Source organism: Ligilactobacillus aviarius (assembly GCF_001654615.1).
In the GTDB taxonomy this organism is placed as follows: Bacteria; Bacillota; Bacilli; order Lactobacillales; family Lactobacillaceae; genus Ligilactobacillus; species Ligilactobacillus aviarius_B.
Map to the genome: position 1 here is coordinate 15295 of NZ_LWUD01000017.1, position 19653 is coordinate 34947.

Below are 19653 nucleotides of genomic sequence, written 5' to 3' on the forward strand. Positions count from 1 at the left end.
TAAGTTTTGATCCTAATTTCAGGGTAACGCAAATGGATTGGAGATTGAAATGTTAACTATTAAAAAAAGAATGGAAATGTAAAAATTCACTTCCATTCCTTTACTTCAAATTATTTATTACTTAAAATTTCACCTAACCGTTTTTCAAAAACCGGCAACCAAATTTTCAAGTATCCTTCTTGCGTTGGATGAATGTTATCAAACATTGCATTTTTACGAATCTTAGTTGTCGCTAAGACGCCGCAATCATTATACAGATCAATAATTGAAAAATTCCACTTCTGCGATAATTGATATAAAATCTGAACCAATTTGGCGTAATTAGGATCCATTAACGTATCAACACACGTGTAAAATGCAATTGGACAATTAAATTTCGTTTGCACTTCATGACACAGAAACTCAATCGCTCCAATCGTCGTGTTTAAATCAAAATCATTCGTCTGCGCAATTTCACCTAATTTCTTTCCTTGACGGCCATCGTTGGTTGAAAGTTGGCAAACAATCAAATCGTAATTATCATCAGGATCAAAATCGCGGCTAAACCGCGTTACATATGCATCCGTATCATTTCCGGCTAACGTCGTCCCTGACACGGCAGATTTAACTGCATCAACCCCATCGCAAGCCTGTAAGTAATCAACAAATGAAATTCCATGCGAAAACGCACCATAGGTAATCGACGATCCTAAAAAGCCGATTTTCCTTCCTTGCAATGGTGAATCAGCATTATACGTTTGCTTTTCAATCCCAAATTCAGCTAAATTTCCGAATTGATATGGTTGCGAATTTTGCAAACCATCAACAAACGCTTGCATTTGAGCACCATTTTCAATTTTTTCCATTCCACTCAACTTCTTCCTGCTTCAGCAATGTTTTCCCTGAATTAAATCACTCCAAGGACAATTTGAAATAAACGGTCCGGTGCCAGATTTCATCAAAACCTGCTTGCCGTTCTGTTGAACAAACTCTTCTAATGAAAATCCGCGATCATCATTAACCAACTGAACATCAGCATGCACCGAAAATTGATTCAAATTTTCCCATAACTTTTTCAATTTATCAAACGAAATTTGATGATCAACTTTCAAAACTAAATCAAGATCGCTTGTTTCCTTTACCATCATATCACCAGTTACGATTTCGTAACCGGCACTTCCAGTAATTCCAAAATCTGCAGATAAAAAGTGTTTACCTTGAATACTTCGCAAAGCCTGAAAGACAGGAAAACCTTTTCGTGATTCAGGTAGTCGATTAAATTTAAATTGCTCCAACGCCTCATAAGGAGTTACTCGTTTCTGAATCCTTTGCTTGTTGATTTCAAAAGCAAACCGTTGATTGCGCTGGTTTCCACGCACCCCGACAACAATCTTATTTTTAGAAAGCGGCTTTTGCCGGGTGACGATCACCGTTTGAAATTCAGTTAACTTTAACTGGGCCCATTCCGGAAAAGACGATAACTCATCCTTTTCAAGGGTAATTGTTAATAGATCATGCGGATAGACTAATTGTTCCATTGATCCTCAACGGCTTTCCGCATCTTCAGCGTTGCAACGCGCCCTTCATTAACTGCAATTTCATTCGTATAACGGTAACTTAAATCTGTTGGTTGCCCCTTTGTACTGTCAATTGCAGCATCAATTTCTTTTTGAATACGGGCAACGTTTTTATCCGAAGCATCCCATGACTTAATACTGTCAATCCGCTTGTATAATGCCCCTAACTTAGTATAGTTAAAAACGTCATAAGCCATCGCCGGTACATGTTTAGTTGCTTCTTCAAGTTCTTCAATTGTCCGTAAGGTAATCCGAGCTGCACTAGCCTTCGACATTGCTTGAATTGTAATTGAATCATCGCCTAGCGCAATCATCCGGTTAGATTGTAGTCCGTGAGCCAGGAATCCGCCTGAAACTGCATCGCCCGGAATAAAGTCGATTACCGGATGGCCTGCTTGACGCGCCTTCGCATATGCTGCTGCACTTGAAGCCAATGCCACGTTGATTCCAATCAATTCTTCCTTGTAGCCGTATGCTTGACTTGGAACATCAACGATACATACAATTGGGCGTTTTTGTTCTTTATCTTGATCTTCTTCAATTACTTGGTTAACGATTTTAGCAACCGTGAATCCTTCCATTAATCCAACTTCACCAGCCCGAACGCGAGGGAACCGTTTATTTTGAGTATCGGGAACGATTGCAATAAATTCTTTTCCATCAACGGTCGCATGTAACACAGTTGAAACTTCGCTCTCCGCATTTTCAATTCCCGTTAACTTTTCAAACCAGAGACGGCCCCGACTCTTATCTTTCGGAGTTGATGATTTCTGAGCTTCAACAATATGATGGTTACCCGCTTTAACCGTCGGAAAAAGTTTCCGGTATTCTTCAGTATCCATTGGTTGGTTAAAATCAATGTCCTTTAATAAACTCAAATAAAAATCAACGTTTTCTGTTCGATGACTATCCTTTTTCGCTTGAATTGCAGCCACAATTGCGTCCTTAATCAAGTCAACGTCATCATCAACGATTTCGTCAACTAAGCCCGTTGCTGCCCGTTGCTTGGTTCCTAAAGTATTCCAAATCAAGTTCTTATCTGATGAATCAAATTCACGAACCCCGGCTTCTTGTTCAATAACTTCTGGTCCGTTCAATGCAACCCGTGCCTCATCCGTTGCAATCAAATATGACATCATTGCACTTGTAATCGACATTCCGCCAAACGCGCCGACTCGTCCTGGAACAACCCCAATTACCGGAACATACTTCTTCAACGCAATAATCATGTTTTGAATTTCAGAAATCGATAATAAACCATAATTTGCTTCTTGCAACCGAACACCACCAGTATCAAACACAATGATTGGGTATTCTTTGTGGCCGTTTTGATTATCCTTTAAGGTTTGTTCCAACGCTGCGACAATTTTGGCACCGCCAACTTCACCAATTCCGCCGCCTTGGAAAGCTCCTTCCATTGAGATGACAACTGAATCTAATCCTTTGATTTGACCCTTCATCAAAATAATTCCATCATCACTTTCCGGAACAATTCCTTGAGGCATCAAATGCGGTGAGTATAAATTATCTAACGGCCCCACAAGTTCGCGGGCTGTCCCATGATCGAATAATGCTTTTGCACGATCACGTCCATTTAATTCAACAAAACTATTCTCCATGCTTAATCTCCTCCATTGCTTGTGCCAGCCGTAAGTTTACTACGCCTGGGGTAGCGCCAAAATCATTAATCTTAAAATCTGCATGTAATGGGTAACGAGCAAAGAAACGGTCTAAAACGTTTTTCCAAACTTTACCAAAGCCATTGCTTCCGGTTACAATTTCAACCGTTGTTTGCGGATCAGTCGTTGGATAGACCAGGACTTCAAGGTCGCCTGATGCAACGACACCAACATGAACCGGCTCCTTCACTTCTTCTTGAGTGTCGAATTTATAATTTAATTTTTCCATGATTGATTCCTCCTATGACCAGCTTCTGAATTTTGCAGGCGGATTATAAAGCCCATCTGACCATTTGACTAAGTCACTCATATTTTGAGCTGCAAGCAACGAACGTTTTGCTTCACCGCGATGAACTCCTAAATCTTCAGGTAATGCAACGATCCCGCGATTCCGTAAATCTTGAAGCTGGCTTGCATTGCTCCGTAATCCAACCGGAGTTACCCCTGCAATGGCTTCGATTGCAGCTTGCCGTTCTGCCATACTATCAGTCTTATACAAGTATGCAATTCCTTCTTCAGTTACAATGTGCGTTGTGTCTTCGCTGTAAATCATGATTGGCGCATTTTCCATATTGATTTCTTTTTGAACATCAACTGCATCCAGCTTATCAACAAAGACCGGTTGTTTGTTTGCACCAAACGTTTCAACCATTTGCACAACCAATTTTTGTCCCTTGTCTAACGGATTATCCGTCGTCTTCATTGCTTGCCAAGCTGGGGTTGAGTGGCGCCGTCCTGTTGGATTGCTTCCCATATTCGGTGCCCCACCAAAACCAGGAACCCGACCAGCAGTAACCGTTGATGAATTTCCATACTTGTCAATCTGTAATGTCGATCCAATAAACATGTCGATGGCATATTGGCCTGCAACTTGCCCTAAGGCGCGGTTGGAACGCATTGAACCATCTTTTCCAACAAAGAAAATATCCGGCCGAGCAGCAATGTATTTTTCCATTCCAACTTCACCACCAAAGCTGTGAACCGATTCGACCCAGCCGCTTTCAATTGCCGGGATCAACGTTGGAGTTGGGTTAAGTTCCCAGTTTCGACAAATCTTTCCTTTCAAGCCTAATTTTTCACCATAGGTTGGTAATAACAATTCAATTGCACTGGTGTTAAAGCCAACTCCGTGATTTAATGATTGAACATTGTGCTTTTCATAAATTCCACGAATAGCCATCATTGCCATCAAAATTTGAATTTCAGTAATGTTTTGTGGATCACGAGTGAACAACGGTTCCAATTCATACGGCTTATCAGCAGGGATAATCACATCAATTTGGTCACCAGGAATATCAACCCGCGGAACTTGGTCAACAATTTCATTGGCCTGAACAATTACAATTCCATTCTTGAAAGCTGCGGATTCAACAATTGTTGGCGTTTCTTCGGTATTAAATCCAGTATATAGATTACCGTTGCGGTCTGCTTTTTCAGCCGCAACCAGAACCACATTCGGAATTAAATCAATAAACAACCGCCCAAATAATTCCAAGTATGTATGAATTGCGCCGACCTTCATTCGCCCGGATGAAATCATTTGTGAAACCCGGGTACTTTGAGCACCAGAATATGCAAAATCAATTTTCGATGCAATTCCCTTATCAAAAATATCAAGATGTTCTGGACGTGAAATACTTGAAATGATCATGTGTAAGTCATGAACTCTTTCAGGATCAACACTTGCTAAAGTCCGTGAAAGAAAATCAGCCTGTTTTTGATTATCGCCTTCAACTACGACCTTATCGTTGGGTTCAATCAATCGTTCTAAAATTTCTTTGGCATCCTCTGTCTTGGCAAATTTACCATTCAACAAACTGCTGACTTTTTCCATCCGCGCATTTTTAGCATCGCGCTGCTGTGTCCAACTTCTTTTAACTTTCATCTTTATCCTCTTTTCCATTTTTCAAGTAGAAACAAACTATCTTCTATTCCATAATCATCAATTGCAAAAGTTCGAATATCAGATTTCGTTTTAATCAGTTTTGAAAATGCATGACCAGGCGAGAATTCAACAATCAAATCCGGCGAAAACTCAAGGGCCACATCCGTCATTTGTTCCCAATATACCGGGTGAACAAGATTATTTCCGAGATCATATCGAATATCATCTACAGATTGAGTCACCATTCCTGAATAGTTTGTTAAATAACGAATTTGGCTTGGAACAATTTGAATCTTTTGCAAATCCGCACTTAATATTTGAGCAACGTTCTTCATTAACGGTGAATGCGACGGAACCGGAACCTTAATTAACTTTGCCGTTTGCGCGCCGTTTTTTTTAGCTAATTCAATTACCTTTTGAATTGCCGTTAACTTACCTGAAAGCGCAATTTGAACGGCAGAATTTTGATTTGATGCAAAAACTGGTTCGGTCGGCGAATCAACTTGGGCTACAAGCTGCTCAACCTGCGTTCGGGAAAGGCCAACCACAACTCCCATCCCATAGCCATCATGGTATGCATTTTGCATTAACTTTGCCCGTTGATAAACCATTCGGATTGCATCTTCACATCGAAGATTTTCAGCTGCATAAGCTGCACCGAAAACTCCCAGCGAATGACCACCAACGATTTGCGGATTGATTCCTGCTTTTTTAAGTCGGTTAACCTGATCAATTTGCAAAGTCAAAATTCCGAGTTGAATCTGAATTGAATCCTGATATACTTCATCGGTATCCGTTAATTCAATTCCAGTTAGGTCGTATACCTTATCAATTAAGTTACGTGGAACATTTTGCAACATTCCGGCATGCTGATATCCCTGTCCCGGAAACATCCAAAATTCACCCATTTTGATTACCTCTTATCATTTTCTATCCTGATTACAATTTTATTGTAATCTCTTACATAGCCTGCGTATAATATATATTAGGCATAACTATTAACCATTTAGTTAAGGATGATCCCAATGAATTTAAATCAATTAACATACTTTTTAATGGTCGTTGACAATGGAAGCGTGACCCAAGCCGCTAAGAAAGCATTTGTCAGTCAGGCAGCTGTTAGTAAAATGATTCATCAGCTTGAAAACGAACTTGGAACTGAACTTTTCATTCATGAAGGACGCTCGCTAAAATTAAGCCGTGAAGGAAAACTCTTTTATAGCTACGTTTCAGACAGTTTGCATCTTTTAAACCGCGGTGTTCAATCACTAAACCAAATCGATACTGATTACTATCCCGTATCGATTCTTTTTAAAGTCGCATCTCCACTGATCGTCAAAATTGTGATGCAAATCAAACAAGAATTACCAAATGTTAAGTTAAATATTACCCAACATATCAATGGTGATACCGACCTTGAACAGTTTGACTTTATTGTTAACGATGAACCGCAGCTGCATTTTAAAAGTGAACCTGTCATCACCGAAGATATTTTGATTGGATGGAATTTCTCATCCGGATCAAAAAAATACGTTACCCTTGATGAACTGCAACAAACCCCGTGTATTGCAATGAGTCCGGGACACTCTTTACGCGGAATTTTAGACACTTTTAACGCCGATTTTCATTTAAAAATCGTTCCTCAATATGAAACTGATGATCCGTCAACGATTCGACATTTAATTGAAAATCAAATCGGCTGGAGTTTTGTGCCGACAAAATCATGGAGCGGAATTAAAGAAAACTTTAATCTTGTTCAACTGCAAAAGAATCTTCCCCACCGAACAATCTACTTAAATACCAAGCATCAGCAACTTTCACGTCCTTTACAAGAAGTTCGCAACGAGATTTTTAATGTATTTAACTCGTAATCCTATTGAATTTTGAAAAAAGATTTTGTAGAATGCTTAAAGATTACTTCACTTTCTATCCTGAAATCTATATAGGAAGTGGTCCATATGAATTCAAATCAAAAAGATGAGTATATTGCAGATATTGGCGACTACCTAAAAGTTTTCGCTTGTACTGCAGTGATGCTTCAACCAATTCTCGGATTAGTTTTAAAACTCCATCCGTCAGTCGAAATTCAATCTCTCGTAGGAGTTCTTTATAACCTTGTAAAATATACTGCTCCAGCCTTTATCTTTGGAATTTTATATACGACTTTACGAACCAATCCTAATTCAAACTGGCAAGATTATGGCTCATATCTTGGTAAGCAGTGGCATGCCTTGCTTGTTCCGACAATTTGGTGGACTTTAATTTACTTGATTGGAATGCCATGGGTTCAACAACGTGAACATTTTCATAATTTCAAATCATTCTTATGGCAATTTGTGAATGGAAACGCAGCGCCACATTTATGGTATAACACCATGATGCTTCAGTTTATTATCTTAATGCCGCTATTTTGGCAATTAGGACGATTTGTGAATAATAATCCGCGGCGTGGAAAGATGGTTGCTTTAATCACAAGTATCCTTTATTTGGGATGGCTCATATTTTATGATATTGAGGTTTTTCATGGTCCTCATCAAAATAATTGGTATTTGCTTGATCGAGTCTTTATCAGTTTCATCATTTACGGTGTTTTTGGTGTTTTAGCATGGAAATTTGCACCTCAAGTCAATCAGTGGCTCCGTAAGCATTGGAAATTGATGGTTGGATTTGTAATTCTAATGTTCTGCTGGACCAATCTTGAACTTTTTCATTTTGGATTTCCGGTTTCATTAGCAAATGCGCCATACTATAAAGTTTCAATGACCCTGTACTCATTAGGAATCATTGCCCTCGTTGCCACCCTTTGCATTTGGCATATGGAAGTTAAAAAAGACCGTCTTTTAAAAATTTTCCATTTTCTGGCAACTTATGCATACCGGGCATATTTATCGAACATTTTTTGGACCCAGATCATTTGGCGGATCACTCCCGCTCAAATTCATACTGTCCATCCAATTCTTTCACTTTTTGTAAATTGGATCATCACATGGATTTTTTCGTTTGCGTCTGCAATCGGCCTTCACGTTGGATGGTCAAAATTAAAATCATTAGTAGGAGTTAAATAAAAATGAATTCATTGACTCAAAATGCGTTGCGGGCACTTTTATACGAAGTTGTTACCTTCCCGAAACCGGGGTTGGTTGATCCGGTTGATCATTCAACGCATCCGGATATGAATGTCTATACCTTTATTGATAGTTCGGCTTCGCTTATCCCGTATTTTGAAAACTGTATTGCAGCGGCTCAAACCGCTGATGATGATCTTCTCAACCTCTTTGAAAAAATTCGAAATCTTGGAATTAAAGCCGAAAAAAAGATGTTTATCGCAACTGACAGCGTTAATACTCATAAGGGAGCAATTTTTTCCCTTGGAATCATTTTAACCGCTTTGGCCTACGCTCAAAAAAATTATCCAAATTATACTTTGAATGATATCCAAGCTATTATTCAACAAATGACATGCAATATTTTGGATGATTTCCATCATCACCAAGATACGGCCGGTGAAAAACAATTTACAAAATATCACTTGACGGGTGCCCGCGGCGAAGCGTACCGTGGTTTTCCAACCGTCTTTAAAATTGGGGTTCCTTATTTGACCCAAGCCGATGGAACAACGCAAGAAAAATTAATAAATACCCTTTTGTTTCTTGCCGCAAATACTAAAGATAGTAACCTTCTAAAACGCTCAAATGACCCGCAAATTTTTGAATGGGTTAAATCGCAAATTAAAGAATTTTTCAAATACGGCGGATACCAGACCAATGCAGGAAAGCAATTTCTCAATCAGTTAAACCATGAATTTACCAAACAAAATCTCAGTTTAGGCGGAACAGCTGACATGTTGATTGCAACAATTTTCGTTTGTTTAGTTCAAGGAATTCAAATTTAAAATACTCATTCTCCTAACGGCTTCAATTGAATAATGGGGCCGTTTTTGATTGTCAAAATAAAAAACAAGACCTGTAAAAATCTACAAGTCTTGTGTAATCGATGGATTAAATTATTTTTGCTCTTTTTCGGCTGAAACTTTTAACGCTGAACCTAAAGTGGTTAAGTCTTGCAACTCACTTGGAACAATCAGCTTCGTGGCATTTCCGTTGGCGACATCTTTCAATGCTTCAAAGGCCTTCAACTTCAAAGCCGCATCACTGATATCGGCATTACTGATCATTGTCAAACTGTCAGCATACGCTTGTTGAACTTCACGAATTGCTTGGGCTTTCCCTTTAGCTTCTTCAATTTCAGCATTTGCCCGTCCTTTGGCTTCGGTCTCAGCGGCTTCAGCTTCGGCTTGGGCTTGTAAAATTTGAGATTCCTTATTTCCTTTAGCTTCGGTAACTTGAGCCCGCCGTTCACGTTCGGCCTTCATTTGCCGTTCCATGGCATTTTGAATTTCCTTCGGCGGCACAATGTTCTTCAATTCAACCCGGTTAACCTTGACACCCCATTTTCCAGTAACTTCATCCATGTAGTTCTGCATTTTAGCATTAATTGAATCACGTTCTGATAAGGTTTGGTCTAATTCGAGTTCACCAACCACGTTTCGCAACGCCGTTCCAACTGATTTTTCCAACGCATTTTCTAAATTATCGACCCCATAAGTTGCCAATTTAGGGTCCGTAATTTCGATGGCCATCACTGTATCGATGTTCATTGAAACGTTATCTTTTGTAATTACGCTTTGAGCCGGTAAATCCATCACGTGTTCTTTCAACGAGATCTTATTTACAATATTATCAATGAATGGAACTTTAAAATGGATTCCATTATTCCAAGTTTGAAAATAACTTCCCATCCGTTCAATGACATAGGCCTCAGATTGCTGAACAACCTTCACACACCGAACTGCTAAAATAACAATAATGACTAATAAAACTAAAAACAACATTCCTATTCCTCTCTACCCTTAATTTTTTGGACCTGTAATGTGACTCCATTCAACGCTACGACTTTAACCGCATCACCAGTATTCAACTTTTCAACTGCCGCATACTTCCATGACTGACCATCGACCTTTACGCGTTGATCATTCAAAACGGTCCCGGTTTTTCCGACGATTCCATCTGCAGCGTTCATTGGATGAAATTTCGGCTGCAATTTTTTCGCAAGTGGTCTGAAAATCAATAGCAGGATCACACCCGTTACAATAAACTGAATTAACTGCCATTTAAGACCGATATGCATTGAAACCAAAAATAAATTAATCAGTGCACTGACTGCAAACCAAATCGAAATTAATTGAGTTGTGAAAATCTCAATTCCGAATCCTAAAATTGCGATCATAATCCAAATACCAAATGAACTCGTTCCAATCCCTCTTTTCTTTCGTAAATTAATTTTATCTGTTAACTTGATTTAAAATTTACCCTATTAAATTGATTTTTGCAAGCAGATTTTAAAATAAAAAAACTCGCAACAACTTAAAGTCGTTACGAGTTTCTTGTCGTTTCTAAGCTTTCTCGCTCCTTTTTAGTCGCGCTCAAGCAAAGTATCCTGCTCTCCGCGGTTCGCCACTTTCCAATCACTCGTCCCTTTGCTCCTCTTTCTTGGGTGGCTATCGCGCGGAGGATCACTAGCAAAGCCTGCGTCGCCTAGCTCCTTGTCATTACTGTAATACTCTCGACATGTTGCGTCATCGGGAATTGGTCCACAGGTTGGATTGGCTGAGATACATGGTACCCTTCATCCATGAATTGTTGAATATCACGAATTAGGGTTGCCGGATTGCAACTCACATAGACAATTTTCTTCGGATTCATAGCAGCGGCACTGTGGATCAAACTATTTGTAAGTCCTTTGCGTGGTGGATCAACCATAATCACATCAGGACTGATTCCTTGACTTTCCCATTTGGCCATCCACTCTTCAGCATTCCCAACTTCAAAATCCACATTATCAATGTGATTAAGTTGGGCATTTTCCTTCGCATCCGCAATTGCTTCCGGCACAATTTCCACGCCGTATACCTTACGAGCATGCTCAGCAAGGTTCAATGAAATCGTTCCAATCCCGCAGTAAGCGTCAATGACGGTTTCATTACCCGTTAATCCAGCTTGCTTAATCGCTTCATTGTACAAAACTTCTGTCTGCTGCGGGTTAACTTGATAAAATGAATGAGCTGAAATCTTAAACTTCAAACCATTTAACGTATCGGTAATCGTCGCAGCGCCTGCAAGGACAATGTCTTGGTTTCCAAGAATCACATTAGTGTTGCGGTTATTCACATTTTGAATCACACTTTTCACATCCGGCATCGATTCAATGATTTCACTGGCAATCTTATCCCCATGTGGAAAACTTTTCCCGTTTGTTACGATCACAACCATCGCTTCGTGCGAGTAGTAACCGCGCCGAACCATCAAATGCCGGATCAATCCCTTTTGCGTTTGTTCATCATAAGCGGATAAATCATACTTATTCAAAATCGCCAATGTGGCCTGTAAAATCTCATCAATCCGCTGATCCTGGATCGTAAAGTTTTTCATCGGAACAAAATGATGGCTTCCTTTGCGATAAAAACCGACTTCCAATTTGCCATTGATTTTGCGCACTGGAACTTGGGCTTTATTCCGATAATGGATTGGATTTTTCATCCCCAATGTGGATAACACTTTGATTTGATCATCAAGGTGGGCCTTTTTCAACAACTGTTGAATTTGATTCTGTTTAAATTTCAACTGAGCGGCATATTTTAAGTGTCCTAGCGGCGTCACGCCATCTTGTTGGGCATCATCTTCCACCCGATCCGGACTTTTCGAAAACCATTTAAGTGCTCGCGCGAAAGCAAAGTTTTTCCGCGCCTTGACCACAACAACTTCAATTTTTTCACCCGGAAGAGCCCCCGCAATAAACAACGGATAGCCGTCGACTTTCGCAACGCCCATTCCTTCGTAGGTCAAGTCTTCCACAGTGACTGTTAATTTCTCATTTTTTGATACTGGTGTTTTCATTTCCTACCTCATTTACTGAAAAGGAGAGAAGACTTATCCACAGCTTCTCTCCTGATTAATTATTTATCCTCTAATTGGTGATCAGCATCATTCATTTCAAGTTCTTCGTGGGATAAGTTTTCCACGCCTTGAATCAAATGCTCGCGGGCATCTTCAGCCTGCTCGTCTTCTTCTTGCTGCCGAATTGCATCGTCGGGAATGTCCTTGACGTTTGCAAAAATCTCAATGTGTTGCTTCAAATTCTTAAACGTCATTGGCGCATCACCGCCGTATTCGCCGTCAATGTTGATCATCATCTTTTCGTTTACTGGTTTGGCTACAACCTTTGAAGTCTTAACATACAAAATCCGCGGATCATCAATGTGTTTTCCACCATTTAAAATCTTGGTGAATAACTGGAGAATTTCCATTAAGTTGCTGGTTTTAACCACAATTAACGTGAATTTTCCATCATCCAATGATGCATCTGGAACAAGCTGTTCAAACCCGCCGACTGAATTGGTCAACGCAAGGAAAAACATTGAGGCTTTTCCATCGTATACGCCGTCATCATATTCCAGGTGCATGTCGATCGGCTTCATACGCGGAAGCATTTCAGCCCCCTTAACAAAGTATGCAAGGTAGCCGAACAGTGATTTAACCTCTGACGGAACAACATAGGTCAATTCTGTTAATAAGCCGCCCCCGGCAATGTTAACAAAATACTTTTCCCCGGCCATTCCAATATCGATCTTGATCGTTTCACCGCGCGCAATTACCTTCGCTGCTTCAACCGGACTTTCACGTGGAATCTTTAATGCCCGCGCATAGTCATTCGTTGTTCCGGCAGGAATGATTCCCAGTTTTGGCCGGTGCTTCAATCCGGCAATTCCGTTTACGACTTCATTGATCGTTCCATCACCGCCGGCAGCCACAATTAAATTGAAGCCAGCGCGCGCAGCCCGTTCAGCTTCATTGCGGGCCGAATTTTCTTCGGGGGTCGTCGCAAAAGCGCTAGTTTCATAACCTGCACGTTCCAAAATATTCAAGATTTCAACAAGGTCGCTTTTGATCGCCTCGCGTCCAGATGTCGGATTATAAATAATACGACAACGTTTTTGCATTGTTAATCCCTCTTTCGCCAGCAAATTTTATCTACTCTTTAAGCTTTCCGTTAATAATTTATTAACGACTTTCGGGTTCGCCTTGCCCCGTGTTTGCTTCATAATGTTTCCAACCAAGAAGCCAAATGCCCGGTCTTTACCGTTCTTAAAGTCTTCAATTGATTGTTGGTTGTTATCAAGCACTTCATCAATGATCGGTTGCAATTTTGCAGGATCTGACAATTGAACCATGCCTTTTTCTTCAACCCATGCCTTTGGTTCAGTGTCATTGGTAATGATTTCCTTAAAGACCTTCTTCGCGATCTTGGATGAAATCGTTCCGTCCTTGATCAATTGGATCATGGTTGCTAAGTGTTCAGGCGTCAATGCCGTGTCGCCAAGTTCAATTTGCTTGTCGTTTAAGTAAGCATTTACTTCACCCATCAACCAGTTTGAAGCCAATTTTGGATCGCCGCCATGGGCAACCGTTGCTTCATAAAAGTCTGACATTTCCTTTGTTTGGGTCAAAACTTTGGCGTCGTAAGCTGGAATACCCCATTCATTAATGTAGCGTTCCCGCCGCTTATCTGGCATTTCAGGAATTGATTCACGAACTTCTTCGATCCATTCGTTTGAAATGTGATATGTTGGCAAATCTGGTTCTGGGAAGTAACGGTAATCGTTGGCTTCTTCCTTTGACCGCATTAAAACGGTCGTTCCGGTTGGTTCATCGAACCGGCGCGTTTCCTGTTCTATTTCGCCACCCTTAAGTAAAATGCCGCGTTGCCGCTTTTCTTCGTATTCGATTCCTTTCCGAACGTGATCAAGTGAGTTCAAGTTCTTCATTTCGGTCCGAACACCAGGTTTATCAGAACCAATTGGCCGCACAGAAACGTTAACGTCGGCCCGCATTGAACCTTGTTCCATCTTTACATCTGAAATTCCGGTAAACTTGATGATTTGACGAAGCCGTGACAAGTATGCGTAAGCTTCATCTGCTGAATGAAGGTCTGGTTTTGAAACAATTTCGATCAACGGGGTTCCCTGACGATTCAAATCAACGTATGAATAGCCGTTTGGATTGTGGGTATTCTTCCCCGCATCTTCTTCGACGTGCATTTCTTCGATCCCGATTTTCTTCTTCGTTCCGTCTTCAAGTTCGATTTCCAACCAACCATCATGAGCAATTGGAGTATCTTTTTGGGTAATCTGGTATGCTTTCGGGTTATCCGGATAAAAGTAGTTCTTCCGGTCAAAATGCAAGTCCTGTTCAATTTCACAGTTCAAAGCCATTGCAGCCCGCATGCCGTATTCCAAAACACCCTTGTTAACTTCTGGCAAAACCCCTGGATATGCCCAGTCAATTACATTAGTATTGGTGTTCGGTTCAGCCCCGTAAACAACCGGTGCCGGCGAGTAAGCCTTTGACTTTGTTTGCATTTCAATGTGGACTTCAAGTCCAATCGTTGTTTCAAAGTTCATTAATTTTGACCTCCAATCGTTGGAATTTGATTATGAAAATCAGTTGCTTGTTCAAATGCATAACCTGCTTGGTAAAGCGTTTCTTCATCAAACCGCGGTGCAACCAAGTGGATTCCAACTGGTAATCCATCCTTCGTGAAACCGCCAGGAATCGACATTGCAGGAACGCCGGCCAAGTTCATTGGAATTGTCAATAAATCGTTCATGTACATGGCAATCGGATCATCGGTCTTTTCACCAAAACCAAATGCTGCCGTTGTCGTTGTTGGTCCTAAGATCAAGTCGTAATCCTTAAAGACATTGTCAAATTCGTTGCAGATCAATGTCCGCACCTTAGTTGCCTTGCCAAAGAATTCGTCGTAAAGGCCTGATGAAAGCGAGAATGTTCCAAGCATGATCCGCCGTTTAACTTCGTCGCCAAAGCCTTCTGAACGTGAACGAACGTAAACATCTTCAAGGTTCTTCACGTCTTTTGCCCGGAAACCGTAACGAATTCCGTCATACCGTTGCAAGTTTGATGAAGCTTCAGAAGTTGCAACAATGTAGTAAACTTGAATCCCGTTAAGCGAGTGCGGCAATGAAATTTCATCAACCGTTGCCCCTAAACTTTCAAATGTCTTAATGGCATTTTGGACAGCTTCCCGGACTTCAGATTGTAAATCAACATCCATGAATTCTTTTGGAACCCCGATGCGCATGCCCTTGATATCTTTCCCGATTTTTGATGTAAAGTCGGGAACTTCCCGTGGAGAAGTTGTAAAGTCATGCTTATCTTGACCAGCAATTGCGTTTAACATCAACGCATTATCCTTAACGTTCCGGGTCATTGGACCAATTTGGTCAAGGCTTGATGAGAAGGCAATTAATCCGTACCGTGACACCCGACCATACGTTGGTTTGAAGCCAACAACCCCATTAAATGCGGCTGGTTGCCGAATTGAACCACCAGTATCAGAACCTAAAGCAGCGATCAATTCACCTGAAGCAACAGCTGCTGCTGGGCCACCTGAAGAACCACCGGGAACCTTCGTTTGATCCCACGCATTTTTCGTTTTCTTAAAAGCTGAAGTTTCCGTTGAACTTCCCATTGCGAATTCATCAAGGTTCAACTTTCCAGCAACGACCATTCCGGCATTTTCAAGCCGTTCAACCGCCGTTGCAGTGTAAATCGGATTAAAGTTTTCAAGCATCTTGCTGGCTGCGGTCGTTGTTAATCCCTTTGTCACCATGTTATCTTTGATTCCAACCGGGATTCCGTCTAAAACATTGTCCGCGTTGATTCCCCGTTGATCGATAGCGGCCGCTTGCTTTAATGCTTCATCCTTATTCATTGCAAGGAATGCATCGATTTGCGGTTCGCGCTTCGCAATCCCATCAAATGTTGCTTGCATTAATTCGCTTGCACTCAATTCCTTGTTTACTAACATTTGGTGTAAACTTGTTAAATCATTCTTCAAGTAATCCATTATTCGTTATCCTCCCCTTCATCAATAATTGCGGGAACTTTAATAAACCCGTCTTCGTGTTCAGGGACATTCTTCATTAATTCATTCCGGTCAACACCCTTTTCAGCAACATCTTCACGCATAATGTTAACTGCATCCGTTACGTTGATCGTTGGCTTAACCCCATCTGTATTGATCTTACTTAACTGGTGTGACATGTTCATGATGTCTTCTAATTGCTTGGTAAACTTTTCAAGTTCTTGATCAGTAAATTCAAGCTTTGATAAGGAAGCAATTTTTTTAACGTCATCCTTTGTGATTTCCATCATTTTTCCTTCTTTCTAGCCTTAAATCATTACTTTTATTTTAGCATATACAAAATTCTAAATTAGTTTCCGGTGAGAATGTGGCTTTCAAATTTTCCTTCGCCTGCGTTCCGTGAAAGGAATGCTTGGGTCTTACCGTCAGATCCTAAGATTTGAATGTCAATCGGGATCTTGTTTGGCAAGTAACTTTGGGCAGCCTGAGCAACGTATTGCGTAAAGCTGATGATTTCAGTTTCACTATAGAACTGCGTTGTAATATTCACGTTCATTCCTTTAAGGGTGTTGCCGTCATATTGAGCTTGGGCCGTTACCCCTGCAAGGTTCGGGAAGAAGTTTTGAATTTTGTCCTTAAAGTTTTCAAAACTGTGTTCATCGTTGCTGTTTGGGACTGAATTAGTTGATGTTGCTGGGAACACAACGTTCTTAATATCAAGGTTCTTCCAGTCGCCAAGCTGCGTTCCGCTGTTACTTACTGCATATGCATAGAACGATCCACCAACTAAACTATCATTCGGGGCCTGTTCAAACATTGCGATCACGATTGGAATGTTATTGGGAACCCCGTCAATTTTCCGGACCCGTTCCAAAACTTTTTGAGCGTCTGCCTTTCCTTGCGCAACCATCTTATCGTGCGGAATTGATTGCGTAAATGTTGGGCCATACTGTTGCTTTTGGTAATAATCCTTTTGGTTCATTCCGATTCCGATCGTCATTCCGGCCAACGTCAATTTACCATTGTTGTTCTTCATGTAATCTTGTTCGCCGATTTGTTGAACATACATTGGATTCCGGTTTGAACCATTACCGTTATCAACTGGGTTCAAGCCATCCGGATTACTCTTTGATTGCCGGCCTAACCATTTTTCAACCGTTGACGTGGATAAGTATTGGCCTTCTTGGAAAATATAACTTTGCGTTGAAAAGAATTTCTTTGAAATGTCTGTCATTCCAATATCGAAGTTCTTCAAGTTCAGCATGTTATTCGCATCCTGTTGGACGCCAACGCCCCGCGACTTACTTACCCGGTACCGGCCGTTTTCAATTACGCCGCGGTACTGGTCGCTATCCGCATCACCTGTAATTTGAAATTTATCTGTCTTCTTTGTCGTTGTTGTATCATTACTGCCCGATGACGAGCTGTTATTTGATTTGCCGCATCCTACAAGGAGTAAAGCAGCTAAGCAAATTCCGACAAAGGCTCCTGCTTTTCGTTTCAATCTTCTGCCTCCATTTGTTCCATAAAGGTTGCTTCATTGATAATTTTAACATTTAATTGCTGTGCTTTGGCAAGTTTGCTTCCAGCATCGTGACCAGCAATCAATAAATCCGTTTTCCCGGAAACACTGCCGGTCACTTTCGCTCCGTGGGCTTCAAGCCATTTCTTCGCATCTGCACGTTTCAAATGATCTAACGTTCCTGTCAAAACGACCCGTAAGCCATTAAACGGACTTTCTGCAGCCGCCGCAGCCTGTTCTTCTTCAGATTGACCCAGAAATTCCATATTGACTCCCGCTTGAACAAGTTCTTCAAGCAACTCATCGACTTGCGGGTTTTGGAAATATGTAACCACACTTTCCGCAATGGTCTGGCCCACCGTTTTGATTGCCGCGATTTCATCGACCGTTGCGTTTTTAACCGCATCCATCGTCTTAAAATGCTGAGCGATCAGGCGGGCTGCTTTCGCTCCAACGTGCCGAATTCCTAAGCCGAATAACAATCGCTCCAACGAATTATGCCGGCTGTTATCGATCGCCGTTAGTAAATTATTGGCTGACTTATCCTTAAACTTATCAAGTTGTAACAGTTCTTCAAAGTTAAGTTGATAAAGATCCGCCACGTCCTGAACCATTTTTCGTTCATACAACTGGGCAATAATTTTGGTCCCCAGTCCCCGAATGTCCATTGCGTTGCGGGAAGCAAAGTGGGTCAAGCTTTCCTTTACCAACGCCGGACACTTCGGATTGATACACCGCAAAGCCACCTCATCATCGAGATGAACAAGCGGTGCATGGCATTCCGGACATTCAGTTGGGATCGAATACGGTTGTGAATCTGCCGGCCGTTTTTTCAAAACAACGGTTGCCACTTCCGGAATAATATCCCCGGCTTTAAACAACTTTACGGTATCGCCGATACGAATATCCTTTTCTTTAATGTAATCTGGATTATGCAGGGAAGCCCGACTGACCGTTGTTCCGGCTAATTGAACCGGATCCATCACGGCCGTGGGGGTAACAACACCCGTTCGACCGACCGTCCATTCGATCTGGTGAACAATGGTTTCCTGCTCATCTGGCGGAAACTTATACGCGATTGCCCACCGCGGAACCTTCACGGTATTGCCCACTTCTTCATGCACTTTAAACGGATTAGCTTTAATTACAATGCCGTCAATATCATATGGCAACGATGCCCGCTTTTGTTGATACTCATCAATGTAGGCCCGAATCTCATCCATATTATGTGCAACTTGATAGTCAGGATTAACCTTAAAGCCCCACGAACGCATCTTCTCAAGGGCTTCACTTTGCGTTGTGACCCCAAACTTTTCCGGTTCCATCAAGTAGTAGATAAACGTGCTTAATTTCCGCTCAGCAGTAATTCGACTATCAAGCTGCCGTAATGATCCGGCAGCCGCATTCCGCGCATTGGCGAAAATTTGCTTTCCCTGTTCTTCCTGTCGTTGATTGAGTTCAACAAATGATGCTTTCGGCATGTAACATTCGCCCCGAACTTCAACATCAACGGGTTCAGATAATTCAAGCGGGATCGCATTGATCGTCTTTAAATTTTGGGTAATGTCTTCGCCAATTTGGCCATTGCCCCGGGTCGACCCTTGAACAAACTTGCCCGCCCGATAAACGAGTGAAATTGCCAACCCATCAATTTTTAATTCACAGTTGTAATCAATTTGCTGATGAACCGTTTGATCAAGGTTAGCAACAAAATCCGCGAGTTCTTCCTTTGAAAAAACATCGCCTAACGAAAGCATTGGAATTTCATGTCCAATCTTTTCAAATCCAGTCAGGACCTGGCCACCGACCCGCTGCGTTGGCGAATCCGGGGTGATCATTTCCGGATGAGCCTTTTCCAATTTCACTAGTTCCTGGTATTTCTGATCGTAAACATCATCCGGAACACTTGGCTTATCAAGTGAATAATATTCACGGGACCACGTATTTAATTGTGACCGCAACTCATCAAATTGCTGCTGAAGTTTTTCATTTGCCACCAACTTCACCCTC

The 19653-nt window shown here is 41.4% G+C and carries 18 protein-coding genes; 3 read left to right on the top strand and 15 right to left on the bottom strand.

Features of this window, described 5'->3' with window-relative positions; translation table 11 throughout:
- Positions 1-110: 110 nt before the first annotated feature.
- From A3O17_RS04000 to A3O17_RS04025, 6 genes are read right to left on the bottom strand one after another with little or no spacing between them, the layout of a single operon-like run.
- Entirely contained in the window at positions 111-845 is a 735-nt protein-coding gene (locus tag A3O17_RS04000) for an SGNH/GDSL hydrolase family protein (RefSeq protein ID WP_064212841.1), read from the bottom strand.
- A gap of 21 nt (positions 846-866) precedes the next feature.
- The gene (locus tag A3O17_RS04005) at positions 867-1517 is read right to left on the bottom strand and encodes a malonate decarboxylase holo-ACP synthase (RefSeq protein WP_064212840.1); all 651 of its coding nucleotides are present in this window, start codon (positions 1515-1517) and stop codon (positions 867-869) included.
- Entirely contained in the window at positions 1505-3175 is a 1671-nt protein-coding gene (gene mdcD, locus A3O17_RS04010) for a biotin-independent malonate decarboxylase subunit beta (RefSeq protein WP_064212839.1), read from the bottom strand. The genes A3O17_RS04005 and mdcD overlap by 13 nt, the downstream gene beginning before the upstream one ends.
- Positions 3165-3464, bottom strand: coding sequence for a malonate decarboxylase subunit delta (locus A3O17_RS04015; RefSeq protein WP_064212838.1), 300 nt, complete (start codon positions 3462-3464; stop codon positions 3165-3167). Before A3O17_RS04015 ends, mdcD begins: the two co-directional genes overlap by 11 nt.
- Before the next feature lie 12 nt (positions 3465-3476).
- The gene (mdcA, locus tag A3O17_RS04020) at positions 3477-5120 is read right to left on the bottom strand and encodes a malonate decarboxylase subunit alpha (RefSeq protein ID WP_155728904.1); all 1644 of its coding nucleotides are present in this window, start codon (positions 5118-5120) and stop codon (positions 3477-3479) included.
- A gap of 2 nt (positions 5121-5122) precedes the next feature.
- Entirely contained in the window at positions 5123-6028 is a 906-nt protein-coding gene (locus A3O17_RS04025; RefSeq protein ID WP_064207948.1) for an ACP S-malonyltransferase, read from the bottom strand.
- Positions 6029-6145: 117 nt separating this feature from the next.
- On the opposite strand from A3O17_RS04025, the gene A3O17_RS04030 reads away from it, so the two are divergent.
- From A3O17_RS04030 to A3O17_RS04040, 3 genes are all read left to right on the top strand, one after another.
- Positions 6146-6991 carry a LysR family transcriptional regulator gene (locus A3O17_RS04030; protein WP_064212836.1) on the top strand — a complete coding sequence of 282 codons (846 nt, stop codon included), beginning with the start codon at positions 6146-6148 and terminating at the stop codon, positions 6989-6991.
- A gap of 87 nt (positions 6992-7078) precedes the next feature.
- Positions 7079-8185, top strand: coding sequence for an acyltransferase family protein (locus A3O17_RS04035; RefSeq protein WP_064212835.1), 1107 nt, complete (start codon positions 7079-7081; stop codon positions 8183-8185).
- Positions 8186-8187: 2 nt separating this feature from the next.
- Positions 8188-9012: a triphosphoribosyl-dephospho-CoA synthase gene (locus tag A3O17_RS04040; RefSeq protein ID WP_064212834.1), complete on the top strand. Its 825-nt coding sequence runs from the start codon at positions 8188-8190 to the stop codon at positions 9010-9012.
- Positions 9013-9123: 111 nt separating this feature from the next.
- Here A3O17_RS04040 and A3O17_RS04045 read toward each other — a convergent pair whose 3' ends face one another.
- The 9 genes from A3O17_RS04045 to ligA all read right to left on the bottom strand — a co-directional run bounded on the left by A3O17_RS04045 (position 9124) and on the right by ligA (position 19640).
- Positions 9124-10011 (bottom strand): SPFH domain-containing protein, encoded by an 888-nt coding sequence (locus A3O17_RS04045; RefSeq protein WP_064212833.1) that lies wholly within the window; start codon positions 10009-10011, stop codon positions 9124-9126.
- 2 nt (positions 10012-10013) lie between these two features.
- Complete coding sequence (locus tag A3O17_RS04050; RefSeq protein ID WP_064212832.1) at positions 10014-10406, bottom strand: NfeD family protein; 393 nt, start codon at positions 10404-10406, stop codon at positions 10014-10016.
- A 308-nt stretch (positions 10407-10714) separates the two neighbouring features.
- Positions 10715-12073 (bottom strand): 23S rRNA (uracil(1939)-C(5))-methyltransferase RlmD, encoded by a 1359-nt coding sequence (gene rlmD, locus A3O17_RS04055; RefSeq protein WP_064212831.1) that lies wholly within the window; start codon positions 12071-12073, stop codon positions 10715-10717.
- Between the two features lie 59 nt (positions 12074-12132).
- Positions 12133-13176 carry a diacylglycerol kinase gene (locus tag A3O17_RS04060; RefSeq protein WP_057826692.1) on the bottom strand — a complete coding sequence of 348 codons (1044 nt, stop codon included), beginning with the start codon at positions 13174-13176 and terminating at the stop codon, positions 12133-12135.
- 27 nt (positions 13177-13203) lie between these two features.
- On the bottom strand, positions 13204-14637 hold the full coding sequence (gatB, locus tag A3O17_RS04065; protein ID WP_064212830.1) for an Asp-tRNA(Asn)/Glu-tRNA(Gln) amidotransferase subunit GatB: 1434 nt from the start codon (positions 14635-14637) through the stop codon (positions 13204-13206).
- Positions 14637-16103 (bottom strand): Asp-tRNA(Asn)/Glu-tRNA(Gln) amidotransferase subunit GatA, encoded by a 1467-nt coding sequence (gene gatA / locus A3O17_RS04070; RefSeq protein ID WP_064212829.1) that lies wholly within the window; start codon positions 16101-16103, stop codon positions 14637-14639. Before gatA ends, gatB begins: the two co-directional genes overlap by 1 nt.
- Positions 16103-16408, bottom strand: coding sequence for an Asp-tRNA(Asn)/Glu-tRNA(Gln) amidotransferase subunit GatC (gene gatC / locus A3O17_RS04075; RefSeq protein WP_064212828.1), 306 nt, complete (start codon positions 16406-16408; stop codon positions 16103-16105). The genes gatA and gatC overlap by 1 nt, the downstream gene beginning before the upstream one ends.
- Before the next feature lie 62 nt (positions 16409-16470).
- Positions 16471-17625, bottom strand: a complete 1155-nt coding sequence (locus A3O17_RS04080) for a CamS family sex pheromone protein (RefSeq protein ID WP_064212827.1) — start codon at positions 17623-17625, stop codon at positions 16471-16473.
- Complete coding sequence (gene ligA / locus A3O17_RS04085; protein WP_064212826.1) at positions 17622-19640, bottom strand: NAD-dependent DNA ligase LigA; 2019 nt, start codon at positions 19638-19640, stop codon at positions 17622-17624. Before ligA ends, A3O17_RS04080 begins: the two co-directional genes overlap by 4 nt.
- Positions 19641-19653: the final 13 nt, after the last annotated feature.